Origin of the sequence: Nocardia sp. XZ_19_369 (genome assembly GCF_015355715.1) — a bacterium.
Taxonomy (GTDB): Bacteria; Actinomycetota; Actinomycetes; order Mycobacteriales; family Mycobacteriaceae; genus Nocardia.
Genome location: NZ_JACVED010000013.1, coordinates 41,118 through 53,293, shown reverse-complemented (window position 1 = coordinate 53,293; position 12,176 = coordinate 41,118). Strand labels below are relative to the sequence as shown.

Sequence of the window (12,176 nt, the reverse complement as noted above, 5' to 3'; positions counted from 1 at the left end):
CTCAATCGTGGACGGCTGTCTCGGGAGCCGGGGCGGGAGTTGTCTTCGCCTTCGGTGGGCGAGGCCGGCGAGGAGACGCGGTGGAGTCTGTTGCGGTTTCGGGCTGCGAGGACGTGGCCTCTACTTCGTGGCCGAAGCGGCTGCGCAGTACCTGCGCGATCCGCGACGCTTCCTCGGTCCGGCCCGCCCGGCGGGCTCGGTTGTATTGCTCGAGGTACGCGTGAAGGTAGTCGGCTTCGACATCTCGGCTGCTCACGGCGTTTGTCCTCCTCAAAGGATGGCTCAAAGGATGAGTAGGTGCCGCTCGCTCCGGCCCGGTTTGTCGGGCCGGAGCGAGGGACTGTGATGGGTCAGGCGGGCTCGCCGGTACCGGGCTCTTCCGCGCCCGGCTCGCCACTGGGGACGTCGAGGTTGAGGCCGTCGAGGTCGGCGACCAGACCATCGAGGGCGGTGAAGTCGAGTTCGCCGGTGCCGTTGTCGATCTGGTCCTTGAGGCGGGCGATCTCGGCGACGATCTCGGCCTTGGCCTTGGTCAGCTGCGCGGCGAGGCGGTCGATCTTGTCCTGATTAGCCATGAACATGCTCCTGATCTCGGTGAACGGATCACTGGTCGTGATCGTGATGTGCCACATCGGCACTCCTCCCTTTCGGTTAGGGGGGTCTGAGGGGCCTTACTGAGGTCTCACGCGCTGAAACCTGTTGTCCCCGAACGGCGTGCCGCCGCTCGGGGACCAGGTCCCGCAGGAGATGTCAGCCGCCGAAGTCGGGCGGGGTGAGCCCGCCGATCTCGACGATCGACTGCGGGTAGCGCGCGGCTGTGAAGGCCAGGTATCCGTAGACCTGCAGTCGGGTGGTCAGCGTCGCCGAGCGCGGCGAGGGGAAAACCCTTGTGCGGATGCCGGATTCGTAGAGGCGCAGATCCGAGGCGCGCATCACGAGGATGACGTCTTCGTTGTTGGCCGCGCCGAGGGTGATGGGCAGGTTCGGGTCGGTGATGACCGGCAGCCCGTGCAGGTTGCCGACGATCTGTTCGGCGGCGACCGCACCCAGGGTGGCCAGCGCGTTCTGCGGCGAGTTCTGTTGCGGCAGAACCAACGGCCGCTGGGTGTCGTCGAGCTGGGCGAGCAGCCAGCCCCAGCGGCGCGGGTGCATGGCGATCACGGTCGGCGGCTGCAGCCTCTTGGTGTGCACGCGCTGGACCGCATCAGCTATCGCCCCGTAGACCGAGCGAACCGTCGGGGTCGCGGTGATGGTCGCGATGCCCGCCGTGCGCCGAACGCCCAGCACCTGCCCGGCAGTGCCGGACCCGCCGATCACCTGAATGTCGAGCTTGGCCGCGTAGTCAGCGATCAAGTCCGAAAAGATCACCTGGTCGAAATTGATCGGCGACTGGTCCAGCAGCTGGACGGCGATGTCCTGCTGACCGGCGACCGTGCGCACCGGTGCGGAGACGTAGGTGTCGGTCAGGTCGGTGTCGGCGATCTGGGTGTTGTCGGCGGTCTGGGGTTCGGTCGCCGTGCCGGTCGCGACCTTGGGGATGTTGATCGAGTCGGTGCCCGGTGGCAGCACGTCGGATTCGGCGAGGTTGGCGACCGCGCGTCCGGCGCGCGCGAGTTCGATGAACTGGTTCATCAGCCAGATCGGTGGCACGAAGAACCCGCCGGTGCCGTCGACGCGGTCGAGGTCGCGGTACTCCGGAGAGCGAGTCACGTCCTCGCCGTGGTTACGCAGGCGGTCTTCGGCGGTGCCGTCGGCGTCCATCCGGAACGAGAACCGGATCAGGTCCTGCAGGTAGGAGTGGCCGTTGCCGCGCACGTAGGTCGCGGGCTGCTCGGTGACCTGCACGCGTGCCTGGGCGCGCCGGAGTGCGACCGCGCCTTCATCGATCGCGCGGGCGCGTTCGATTTCCTCGTTCAGCTCGGTGATGCGTTCGTCGCAGCCGGTGATTTCGGTGTCGGCGGTGCGGATCTGGTCGGTGAGTTCGCGGAACGCGTGGTCTTCGTCCTCGGTGAGGTCTTCGCGGCCGTTGTCGGCGGCCGTGGCGAGGATGGTGGTGCGCGCTGCGAGCAGCGTCGTGCGGTTTTCTCCTGCTTGCTCGCGCAGCGCGATGAGCCTGTTGAGCCGCTCATCCATGATGAGGTGTCCTTTGCTGGGTTCGGGAATGGGTGAATGGCGGCCAGTGCCAGGCCATTTCCGCCCAGTGCCAGGGCTTTAGAAGCCCCCCGATCCAGTGCCAGGACTCGGGAAACATGATGTGGGAGTTGGGGATAAAGCTGTGAGTGGGTGTGGACTACTTCAGGTCGGTGCCCTCACCGAGGGCGATGAGCTGGGCGACGCGCAGCGTGTCGGAGCGCTTCGGTCGTAGTGCGCCGCGCAGGCGGCCCAGCAGTTCGTGGGCCGAGCCGAGGCGGTCCACGCCGACGGATCGGGCTTCGGCCAGCAGGGCGTCATCGACCTCGACCTCAGCTAGGGCGTCGAGTAGTCCGCGCAGGCTGGCCGAGGTGGCGGGGTTCGCGCCGAAGTTCACGACGCTGACATCGCCTTTGTGCAGGCTGATCTCGGTGATGCGGCGGGTGGTCTGTTCGCGGTTCCAGGAGTCGTTCTTGACGCGGAACGCGAAGCTCATCTCGTCCATGTCGCCTCGGCTCATCTTCGTTTCCAGGCGTACGACATCGGGGTCGCGGCGGTCTAGGTCGGCTTCGACAGCCAGGCCCTGCCGGTCGGCCGAGAGGCGCAGCGTTCCGGATTTCGTTCTGGCCAGGGGCATTCCGTCGTGGTTGATGAGCAGGTGCAGGTCGGGGCGTTCGCGCAGGGTGATGTCGAAAGCGCCGGGGTCGACGGTCTCGTCCCATCCGCCGGCCTCACCTCCGCCGTACATCTCATACGGGGCATCGAAGATCGAGGCGTATCCGCGCAAGGTCAGTTCGTCGTCGCGGCTGCGCAGCTGCACGTGATGGGCTGCGTAGGAACGGATCTCGCGTGAATCACGCAGCTTCGTCGAGCGGTCCACTCGGGTCCTCCTCGGGTATGGGCTGATCGGGGGTGGTGGGGTCCGCGCCGAGCGGGCCGTAGTTGAGGGGCTGGATGTAGGAGTCGCCTCCGGGGATCGGCGGCAGGTCCTCCAGCGCGCGGATCTCGTTGACCGACATCCATCCGGCGTTGCGTGCCGAGGCGTAGGCGTCATAGCGGGCACGCTGGTCTCCGCGCAGCAAGCCACCGACGTTGAACTTGGCGAACTGCCCGCGGGGCAGCAGGTCGGAGAGGGCGTCTTCGATGCAGGCCAGCCACGGGCGCAGGGTGAAGGTGGTGAACCCGATGCCTTGGGCTTCGATGCCCGCGCCCCAGCTGGTCGATTTCTGGGTGTCGCCGATCATGTGCGGCGGGATGCCGTAGAGCATCGCGATCTCGGCGCGCTGGAACTCGCGGGTGGCCAGGAACTGCGACTCTTCTGGGGTGATGGAGATCGGGCGCCACTTCACCCCGCCGGAGAGCACCGCGGGGTGGCGGCGTCCGCCGTGGGAGGAGATCCACTGGCGCTGCAGGTGAGTCACCGCGTCGGCCGAGAGGGGTTGGTCGGTCTCCAGCACGCTGGATGGGTTCGCCGATTGGCCGAACCAGCGTGCCCCGAAGCGCTCGGCGGCCAGTCCGAGTCCGATGCTCTGGCGGGCCTGGGTGATGGGGCTCAGGCCGATCAGGCTGCCGGGGAGCACGAAGCGGCGCAGGTGCACGATGTCGGTGGCCGGGACCGGCTGGCCGAGCACGGAGTAGAAGATCTTGCCGCCGGTGGGGACACCTCGGGAGTCGACTCCGTGCAGGATCACCTCGTCGGGGTGTAGCGGTTCGAGCACGGTCGGGAACTGGCTCAGGTCGCGGGCGGTGATGTGCAGGTAGGCGTTGCCGCGCAGGGCGAGCGAGCTCACCACCTGGAACAGCCACTCGAATCGGGTCCAGCGTGGATCCGGACGCCGCACCCACAGCGGTGCGGGCGAGATCTCCTCCCGGACCTGCCCACGTTTGCGATAGGCGTCGACCGGTAGCGACGCGACCGCATCGGCGAGTAGGCGCACGCAGGCGTAGACGGTGACGTGCTGCAGGGCGGTGCGTTCGGAGACCGCGATCCCGGAATCGGAGATGCCCGCCCAGTTCGATGGGATCGAGGACAGCTCGGTGAGTGCCCGCGCCTCGCCATCAGTGCCGAGCAGGCGCGAGAGCCAGCTCACGAACGATCGACCCGCCGGTCGATCAGCGCCGCAGCGATCAGAAAGATCGCTCCAGCGCCGATGATGGCGAACGCTGGCCCCAATAGCCACAGTCCGCTTAATATCGCCGCTGTGCCCGAAATATCGAGCAACAGTATGGTTTTCGCTCTCATACGCTGGTTTCCTCCCACAATTCCTCGGGCCAGTCATGGATCTGCGGGGCCGGGTCGTCCGGTGAGAGCAGCGCCCACAACGCCGCGATCGCGGCGACCAGCGGCGCGGCGTCGCTCGGTGAGCGTTTGCGGTCGATCACCCACGCATCCCCGACCGGACGCACCGCCGCCGTGGTCGCGGCCAGGTCGAGTCCGGGATGCGGGAGGTGGCGTAGGCGTTTGTTGTCGACCAGGTCGAACGCTTGCCCGGTCGCGCGCCCGAGATCGGGACCGGCCCAGGCGATCACGGGAAGTCCGGCGGCGCTCAGCGCGTCGAGCAGGCTCGATACCGGTGCGCCGTTGGCCTGCAGCACCACCGCCTCGATCCGGTCGCGGCGCTCCAGCAGCCAGTCGAGGACCCACTCGGTGCCCGCGCGGTCGGCGGTGATCTCCACGTGCGCGCGCCCGTCGGCGCGCAACCCTGCCAACGCGATATAAGTGCTTGAGCGGTTCCACGACACGTCCACACCCACGACCCGGCGCGATCCCTCGGCGATGCGAGAGCCAGCGTCCAGGCTCGCCGCCCACGTACCGTCGCCGAAAGGTCCTGCGGCGGCTGATTCGAGCCACCGGCACAGCACCTCGACGCTGAACACCGCCGGTGGGTCGGTGCGCAGGGCGGCGGCAATAGCGCGTTCGGTGATCGTGTAGCCCAGGCTGGGGTTGGCCTGCGCCCAGGCGTCGCGGTCGCGGCGGTCCGCGCTCGGCGGTGCCGACCATTCGAACAGCGCCAGCGAATCGTCCTCGTCGGGTTCGTCGACAAGGTCCTCGGCGACGAGTTCGAGCGCGGTGGCGTCAGCGTCTCCGTCGGGCCAGGCGAGCGCCTGGTGGGCCAGCGCGCGCAGGTAGCGCAGCACCACCGACAGTGAGTCGCCCGCGTTGGAGAAGCCCCACACCTGGGCGTGTGGCCTAGCGAGGGTGGTCTTGGTCGAGGCTCCCCACGCGTCCCAGGACTGGTGCTCACGTAGCTCGTCGAGCAGCACGAGGTCGCCGGAGAAGCCGCGGGCGCCTCGTCGCGACGCGGCGGCGACCCGGTATTGCTCTCCGGCGTGCAGTTTCAGCGACTTCTTGCCGTTGACCTTGACCACATGCCGGATCCCGATCGCGAGATCGGGTACAGCTTCGGCGATCTCGACTGCCTCACCCCACGCCTTCTCCGCGTTCGCCAGGTCCTGGGCGGTGCCGATCACGGTGCGTGAGCCGCGCACGTAGATGTGCCACAGAGCCAGGATCAGCATGCACAGGGTCTTGCCGTTCTGACGGGCTATGAGGACCAGCACCGTCCGGAATCGGTAGAGCCCGTCTTCACGTAGTTCGAGGGCGTGGATGAACAGCCACTTCTGCCACGGCAGCAGCCCGATCCCAAGCGTTGTCTCGGCGAAGTCGATGACCGAGAAGCCGTGGGTCGTCTCGCGTGTCAGTTCCCGCAGCGGCGGGGTGAAGATGCGTGGCTGTTCACAGCCTCTACGCGGGGTGTCCAAACTCGCGTCGCAGCCTGGTCAGGGTGGATTCGGGGCCGTCGCCGCCGCCGTCACCGAAGGCTCGCCGGCCTCCCGGAGTGCCGCCCAGCTCGGCGAGCGCCCGCAGTAGGTGCGGACCGAGGTACAGGGCCTTGGTCGCGTCCTGACCGCCTCGGCTGATCCCGGCTTCGATCTGCACCGCGTAGCGCAGCGCCAGATCCACCGTGGCCTGATCAGCGGGAGTCAGCCACGTCATCTCCTCGACCGCAGCCGCGACCGACTCCGGTAGTGAGCGAGCCATCAGGACTCCACCGCCCGCAGCCGCGTCACGGCGCTCTGTTTGTTCTCTCGCGCAGCGGCTTTCACCGATTCCAAGTAGTCCCCGACCTCGCTGCCGTCGCCGGATGCGGCGCGGTCGGCGAGCATGTCGGCGCGCATCCGCATGACTTCCAGGCCCTGTTCGACGGCTTTCGGATCGCCCTGGCCGATGTGCTTCCACAGGCCGAGCAGCATTGCGTCCAGGCGTTCGAGGTCAAGGCGGGTACGGGTCTCGGGCGCTTCCTCGGGCGCCTGCAGCGCAGCGGTCACCATGTCATAGGCGTCGGCTTCGGCGATATCGAGCTGTTCGGCGATCTTCGCGTAGGAAACTCCGGCTTTGCGGAGCTGCAGCGCATGTTGTGGCGCACCGGATTTCGATCGATTCATGTCGGCTCACCCCTTCCAGAGATGCGCGTAAGTCGCACCAAGTCGCCGCTGCGCTAATTCCTTGTGCCACAACATATTTAACTCTCACCGAACGGCGCGTTCGGGTTGATGCAGCGCCCCGACCAGAGCTAGCTTCACACGGCACAGATGATCGAAATATGAAGGGGTGCAATAGAAGTGAACATTGGGGAAGTCGATTCGAGGCGCGGTTGGACGGGCAGATCAAGGCGGTGCGCACGATGATCAGGCAACGATCATTGACCGATGATCAGGTTCGCGAGATCGTTCGCCTGTACGTTGATGAGGAATTGCCCGTGGCCAAGATCGAAAAGCGCATGAACATCAGCCGGGGAATCGTGAGCCCGATCCTGCGGGGACTCATCTACCGCGACGTCACCGGCGGAAAAGATGTGAGCCGAGCCGATAGCCGAGCAGGACGGCACCTCACCGACGACCAGGCCCGCGAGGTTGTTCGCATGTACGTCGACGAACAGCTCGCCATCGCCGAGATCGAACGCCGCCTCGGTGCCGCCGGAGGCATCGTGAGATCCATCCTGACCGGACGCACCTACCGCCATGTCACCAACGGCCGAAATGTGCTCGGCGAGGAGTTGGACCAGACGCAGTCCGCCTTCCGGCAGGCGGTAGTCGAAGCGGGCATCGCCATAGGGGCATCGCACACTGCCATCGCCCACACACTCGGAGTCTCGACATCGGCGGTACACCTGCGCGCCCGACGGATACGACGCGAGTCCGCAGACTCTCCGAATATCCTCGGGGCCGCTATCGCCGCAGGCATTCGAGTCGGGCTGTCGATCGAGGAGATCGCCCGCGAACTGCGAGTGTCCACTGAAGATATCCAACAGTATCTCGCGCAGGCGTGATCGCCCGGATCCGGGCAGCCGTTGCGTGATCAGCGAGCGGCGGTCCACGCTCCCCTGCCCTTTCCGTTCGGAGCTACCGGCGGGTCCAGGCCGGGCAGCGCAGGCCGCCGCCAGCTCCGGCGAGGCGTGCGTCCCGCCGGGGCCGAGGGTCCGTAGCGAGCGGATGCCCCGTCCGTGTGGAGTCCGAGAGTCGAACTCGGACACCAGCCCTCTGGCTGGGCCTACCGAGGCTCCACCCCGCCGCCCGTCGGCGGCGGGTCCATCTTCCGGTCGCGATCCGGAAGCGATCACACCATAGCTCCGAATCTCGTTGTGCGGCAACGTATTACATGGCTCGATGGCGCTTGACTTCGTTCCCGGTCAGAGCGTTCATGGTGGTGTACCTAGACCAGGAGGGGAGCACCACGATGACCGAGGACCGACGCAAAGAGGAGCTGGAGGTCGAGTGGAACGACGAGCCGGATCCCGAGGCGGGCGACTGGATGGACTGGGAGGGCGTCACGGTGGACGACTGGGGCCACGCCCTGGTCGACGTACGCGGCGGCACCGTACGAATCGCGGTCTACGACGCCATCAACGGCAACGACGTGATCTTGACGCTGTTGCCTGAGCAGGCGACGGAATTCGCCGAGTGGGTCGACACGGCCGTCGCGGCGGCCGTCGAGAATCAGGGGCGGGCATGATTCCCGGCACGCTGGTCTACTGGCTCGGCGCGACCGGCGTCGACGCGACGGTCGGCAAGGTCATCGCCTGCCCGGCGATCGACCCCGACGGGTTCGCCCACTACGGGCTCGCCGAGGTCCGCTGGGCGGAGGGTGAATTCGACCTGTGCAGCCTCGACGAGATCGAAGATATCCCGAACCCGACACCCGAGCAGATCGCCATGGTCGCCGAATTCTGACGTCGAGGCCGATCACCTCCGCGAAGCCGTGAAATCCACGGCCTCGCCGTCGTTTCGGATCGGAACGACCCCGGTGTGCTCCTGAGAGCGGCGGCAAATGACGTCGGCGTAGCGCGGGTCCAGCTCGACCAGTCGGGCGACAGAGCCGTGCTGGTGGGCAGCGATGAGGGTTGAGCCGCTGCCGCCGAACAGATCGAGGACCCGGCCGCCAGGCCGCAGCGAGTTGGCCAGCATCGCTTCGATGAGCGCGACCGGCTTCATCGTCGGATGGTCACGGTTGGCCGAGGGCTTGTCGAACTCGAACGTTGTGGACTGGGCGTTGTCTCCGTGCCAGCGGTCCCCACCTCTGCCCAGCCGCCCCTCCCCGCCGGGGACGAACCCGTACAGGATCGGCTCGTGCTTGTAGTGGTAGTCCGACCGGCCCATAACGATCGTGTTCTTCACCCACACCAAGTTTTGCCGCACCAGCACTCCGGCCTCGCGCAACGCGGTCTCGAACCGCAGGCGCTCGGAGTCGGCGTGCGCGACATAGACCGGTGCGCCGGGCCGGGCGACCGCGACCATCGAGGCGAACGCCCCGCCGAGCAGGTCCTCGAGATCACCGGCGGCGTCCCCTTGGATCCGCAGGGCGTCCTTGGTCTTACCGACGTAGTCGACGCCGTAGGGCGGGTCGGTCCACACGCAGTCGGCTTGCTCGCCATCCATCAGCGCTTCGACCGCAGCGAAGTCGGTGGCGTCGCCAACCGCGAGCCGGTGCGGCCCCAGCTGCCAGATGTCGCCGGTCACGCTGATCGGATCATCGGGCAGCTCCGGGATGTCGTCAGGGTCGGTGTGGGTCTCGCGCGGGATGATCTCGGCGACGAGCCTGTCGAAATCCTCGGTGCTGTAGCCGGTTCCAGCGAGGTCGTCTAGGCCGTCGAGAAGTTCGAACAGCGCGGTGTGGTCGTAGTCGCCCAGGTCGGCGGTGCGGTTGTCGGCGGCGACAATGCGACGCGCAGTCTGCTCGTCGACGTCGATGATCCCGACGCCCAACTCCGCCCAGCCAAGCTGGCGTGCCGCGAGCAAGGTGTGGTTGCCCGCGAGCACCTCCATTGCCCGGCCAGTGAGAGTGCCTTCGTTGACCACGACGGGCCGGTACTGGCCGGTGGCGTCGAGGGACTGCGCGATCGCGTCGACGTTGCCTCGGCGTGGGTTGCCTTCGAAGGTGCGCAATCGTTCAACGGCGAGGGTGTCGAATCGTATTGAGGTGACCGGGCGACTCATGCCCGCACCTCGCCGGCCGCTGGAAGTTTCGCGTGCCTCGCGCGATGGGGGTATGCCCGCGGGGGGAGATTGCCCAGTGCCCGAGGAGTAGACAAGCCGATCACGTTCAACTTTCCACCCGCCCCTCCCCAAGTTTGACCTTGTTATATAGGTGTGTCGGCCCAAGCTATGTCGCTATTTCAAGGCCATGCCCGGCGTCAATGGAGCTGAACAGTCTCAGGCCAACGAGCTGCTGGATGCCATTGTCGGCAAGGATTTCTCATCGCTGGCGTACAAGGAACTGCCCCGACGCTGTACCATTGCTGGCACCCCGCTACCTTGAGCTGCGCACCGTAGCGCCAGCGGAAATATTCGGGTCTCATGCTGAGTGCGGCGCTGACGCGCACTACAGGTCCAACCGTGATCGTTGATCCATTGGCGGAATCAAGATCGAAGAGATAATGCAGAAAATGGTCTACGCCAATGACATCAACTCCTCCCGACCGTCGAGGTGACTTTCTCAAGCTCGTTGGACCGGGACTCCTCATTACACTGCTGCAAACGCTTCTCAAAGACAGCCTAGGATTGTGGTTCCAAGTCCCTGCGTGTTGCGCGTTGATCGTCTGGATCGCGTGGGCTGCATCTGCCAGCCCGTATTTGCCGTTAGCCCAGCGAGTCGCTCTGCCTTTGGTCGCATCTGCCTACAGCACAGTGCTCATCACGATCGCCGTACTACCAGCCATTCCGCCAGCTATCGCTGTCAACGTTATTGCGACAGTGTGGATTGTGGCAGCTGTAGCCATATTTCGACTGATCGAGGACCGAAACCGGACAACCGCTGCCTCGGGTTACGGCGGTATAGCAATCAGTGGCCTCGGTATCGCGGTCCTCGGCATGGGCGCCGAGGCCTTCCGACTAGGTCACCCTCATTGGGGCCTTGCCACAGTCTTTGACGGATTTACGCTCCTCGCCGTCGGCGCAGCAGTGGCATCCAGAGACCGTCAACTCATAGGCGCAGCGATGATCGATTGGGGACTCGCGATATTTTGGATAGGGTTGGTCACGATACTTGACAACAACCAATGGCATGGCCTGTACGGCAAGTTGACAGGCGTACCACTCGCCGCGTTTGGAATGGCAGTGGCCGCTGTGGGTGTCACGTTAATCGCCGAGAATCGACGATTCCTGAGGCACTCCGTGATCGCTGCGGGGGTCACGCTGGTCGTCTGGGGCATAGTGCTGCTGGTGTTCGGAATGCAAATCGGTGTGGCCGCTTCGGGGTTTGGCATAGGAGCGTCCGGCATCGGTGTCGCAGTGATCGTTGCCGGATATGGCTGGAGTGCTAGCAAAGCCAACCTTGTCGGCTACGCCGGAACCGCTGCGGGAGTGTCGCTGGTCTTGTACGGGGTCGCCAGCGGGCTGGACGGCGGCCTTGCCTTCGGACTCGCGGTGGCCGGCCTCGGAACCGCAGCTACATTGGCATCAATCGTGTACACCCGCAGAATATCGCGATCCGAAACAGCTGCAAGCAAACAGAATTCAAGGGTCAAGCTACAGCGGCATCGGCTTCGTTCGCCACGTCACGCGTCGTTGGTGAGACGAACGACGCGCGGGAGAGAACGCACGCGGTGAGTCTGATGCCGGTCGGTATGAGCAACCTTGGGGGTCGTCCCCTCTCCTGCCATCCACGATTCGACATCAGCGAGCGGTGCGTTCAGCAGGATCTGCATTGGCAGACCTTGGAGGCCGAGCCAGACGCCGATCATTCGGATGTCTGTGGTCAGTGTCCGTACGTTATCCCCAGTGGAGGCGACATGCGAGGCCGGTCGTCGATCTCAAAGTGACAAAACACGATTAACCGTGATTCAGAAGTCCGACCGCACCCACGCTCCGGCCGCCGGAGCGGTGTTGCCGCGAGATCGGTTGCAGCGCATATGACTAGCTCGCGCGTTCGCCGGATCCAGCGCCAGCTGCGGGTGCGTACTCACCGGATAGAAGTGATCGGCCTCGAAGCCCTCCGGCGCGAACCTGGGAGCTTCGTAGGCGATCGCCTGACCACACCGCCAGCACGGCAACTTGCGGGCTCGGAGGTCGGCGACGATGGCCCGCCACCGATGAGTCTGGCGCGGGTCCGTCGTCACCGATCTCACGGTCGGTTCTTAGCTACCGGTCGGGAAACCAGCAGAACCACTGGCAGAGCCGCTGGCCAGCTGGCCGACGGCGATGAGCCAGAGAATCAGCTGCAAAAACACAGGCATGTCGAGTCCTCTCAGTTGTTGGTTACCTACTCGACGAACGGAGCCCAATGAATGAGCCGTTCGAGTCCCCCGACGCCGCGAATGCACTCCAGGCATGCGGACTGCCGCAGCTCACCTCGGAAGTGCTCGGCGACAAGGGCTTTGAATCCCCGGCGTGAGGGGCGGCACAAGATTTCGGCCCACCGATGCCGGGGTTGATCTGGGAAAGTGCGGCCCACGTGTTCGTCCAGCACCCGGTGACAACGACTTTCAATCAGATCGGTTGGGGGTCGCCCTGGCACTGGCACCTATCGGATTCGATGAGAGGAGCGCGCC

General features: G+C 65.7%; 15 protein-coding genes. 3 read left to right on the top strand and 12 right to left on the bottom strand.

All coding sequences use genetic code 11. The features are described 5' to 3' along the window. Position 1: 1 nt before the first annotated feature. The 10 genes from IBX18_RS37820 to IBX18_RS42575 form a co-directional block, all read right to left on the bottom strand. Positions 2–256, bottom strand: a complete 255-nt coding sequence (locus tag IBX18_RS37820) for a hypothetical protein (protein ID WP_194838236.1) — start codon at positions 254–256, stop codon at positions 2–4. 94 nt (positions 257–350) lie between these two features. After that, complete coding sequence (locus IBX18_RS37815; protein ID WP_194838235.1) at positions 351–632, bottom strand: hypothetical protein; 282 nt, start codon at positions 630–632, stop codon at positions 351–353. 118 nt (positions 633–750) lie between these two features. Next, positions 751–2,133: a phage major capsid protein gene (locus IBX18_RS37810; protein WP_194838234.1), complete on the bottom strand. Its 1,383-nt coding sequence runs from the start codon at positions 2,131–2,133 to the stop codon at positions 751–753. A 157-nt stretch (positions 2,134–2,290) separates the two neighbouring features. After that, positions 2,291–3,010 carry an HK97 family phage prohead protease gene (locus IBX18_RS37805; RefSeq protein ID WP_194838233.1) on the bottom strand — a complete coding sequence of 240 codons (720 nt, stop codon included), beginning with the start codon at positions 3,008–3,010 and terminating at the stop codon, positions 2,291–2,293. After that, positions 2,985–4,220, bottom strand: coding sequence for a phage portal protein (locus tag IBX18_RS37800; protein ID WP_306796586.1), 1,236 nt, complete (start codon positions 4,218–4,220; stop codon positions 2,985–2,987). Before IBX18_RS37800 ends, IBX18_RS37805 begins: the two co-directional genes overlap by 26 nt. Then, on the bottom strand, positions 4,217–4,372 hold the full coding sequence (locus tag IBX18_RS42580; RefSeq protein WP_228542425.1) for a hypothetical protein: 156 nt from the start codon (positions 4,370–4,372) through the stop codon (positions 4,217–4,219). The genes IBX18_RS37800 and IBX18_RS42580 overlap by 4 nt, the downstream gene beginning before the upstream one ends. Beyond that, positions 4,369–5,892, bottom strand: a complete 1,524-nt coding sequence (locus IBX18_RS37795) for a terminase large subunit domain-containing protein (protein ID WP_194838231.1) — start codon at positions 5,890–5,892, stop codon at positions 4,369–4,371. Before IBX18_RS37795 ends, IBX18_RS42580 begins: the two co-directional genes overlap by 4 nt. Continuing rightward, the gene (locus IBX18_RS37790) at positions 5,876–6,172 is read right to left on the bottom strand and encodes a hypothetical protein (RefSeq protein ID WP_194838230.1); all 297 of its coding nucleotides are present in this window, start codon (positions 6,170–6,172) and stop codon (positions 5,876–5,878) included. The genes IBX18_RS37795 and IBX18_RS37790 overlap by 17 nt, the downstream gene beginning before the upstream one ends. Continuing rightward, the gene (locus IBX18_RS37785; RefSeq protein ID WP_194838229.1) at positions 6,172–6,576 is read right to left on the bottom strand and encodes a hypothetical protein; all 405 of its coding nucleotides are present in this window, start codon (positions 6,574–6,576) and stop codon (positions 6,172–6,174) included. Before IBX18_RS37785 ends, IBX18_RS37790 begins: the two co-directional genes overlap by 1 nt. A 254-nt stretch (positions 6,577–6,830) precedes the next feature. After that, positions 6,831–7,508, bottom strand: a complete 678-nt coding sequence (locus IBX18_RS42575) for a hypothetical protein (RefSeq protein ID WP_228542424.1) — start codon at positions 7,506–7,508, stop codon at positions 6,831–6,833. 359 nt (positions 7,509–7,867) lie between these two features. Between IBX18_RS42575 and IBX18_RS37775 the strand changes: the two genes are divergently transcribed. Next, the gene (locus IBX18_RS37775; protein ID WP_194838227.1) at positions 7,868–8,143 is read left to right on the top strand and encodes a hypothetical protein; all 276 of its coding nucleotides are present in this window, start codon (positions 7,868–7,870) and stop codon (positions 8,141–8,143) included. Beyond that, positions 8,140–8,361 carry a hypothetical protein gene (locus tag IBX18_RS37770; RefSeq protein WP_194838226.1) on the top strand — a complete coding sequence of 74 codons (222 nt, stop codon included), beginning with the start codon at positions 8,140–8,142 and terminating at the stop codon, positions 8,359–8,361. The genes IBX18_RS37775 and IBX18_RS37770 overlap by 4 nt, the downstream gene beginning before the upstream one ends. A gap of 12 nt (positions 8,362–8,373) precedes the next feature. On the opposite strand, the gene IBX18_RS37765 is transcribed toward IBX18_RS37770, so the two are convergent. Beyond that, positions 8,374–9,624: a DNA methyltransferase gene (locus IBX18_RS37765; RefSeq protein ID WP_194838225.1), complete on the bottom strand. Its 1,251-nt coding sequence runs from the start codon at positions 9,622–9,624 to the stop codon at positions 8,374–8,376. A gap of 690 nt (positions 9,625–10,314) precedes the next feature. Between IBX18_RS37765 and IBX18_RS37760 the strand changes: the two genes are divergently transcribed. Then, positions 10,315–11,235, top strand: coding sequence for a hypothetical protein (locus IBX18_RS37760; protein WP_194838224.1), 921 nt, complete (start codon positions 10,315–10,317; stop codon positions 11,233–11,235). Positions 11,236–11,468: 233 nt separating this feature from the next. Here the strand turns inward: IBX18_RS37760 and IBX18_RS37755 are convergent, their stop codons facing one another. Further along, a complete protein-coding gene (locus IBX18_RS37755) occupies positions 11,469–11,744 on the bottom strand; it encodes an HNH endonuclease (RefSeq protein ID WP_228542423.1) in 276 nt (91 codons plus the stop codon). Between the last annotated feature and the right edge of the window lie 432 nt (positions 11,745–12,176).

Bases quoted from the DNA above. Each gene is read 5' to 3' on its own strand.
- IBX18_RS37815 (WP_194838235.1), bottom strand. From the start codon at position 632: ATGTGGCACATCACGATCACGACCAGTGATCCGTTCACCGAGATCAGG.
- IBX18_RS37810 (WP_194838234.1), bottom strand. From the start codon at position 2,133: ATGGATGAGCGGCTCAACAGGCTCATCGCGCTGCGCGAGCAAGCAGGA.
- IBX18_RS42580 (WP_228542425.1), bottom strand. From the start codon at position 4,372: ATGAGAGCGAAAACCATACTGTTGCTCGATATTTCGGGCACAGCGGCG.
- IBX18_RS37790 (WP_194838230.1), bottom strand. From the start codon at position 6,172: ATGGCTCGCTCACTACCGGAGTCGGTCGCGGCTGCGGTCGAGGAGATG.
- IBX18_RS37785 (WP_194838229.1), bottom strand. From the start codon at position 6,576: ATGAATCGATCGAAATCCGGTGCGCCACAACATGCGCTGCAGCTCCGC.
- IBX18_RS37775 (WP_194838227.1), top strand. From the start codon at position 7,868: ATGACCGAGGACCGACGCAAAGAGGAGCTGGAGGTCGAGTGGAACGAC.
- IBX18_RS37770 (WP_194838226.1), top strand. From the start codon at position 8,140: ATGATTCCCGGCACGCTGGTCTACTGGCTCGGCGCGACCGGCGTCGAC.
- IBX18_RS37765 (WP_194838225.1), bottom strand. From the start codon at position 9,624: ATGAGTCGCCCGGTCACCTCAATACGATTCGACACCCTCGCCGTTGAA.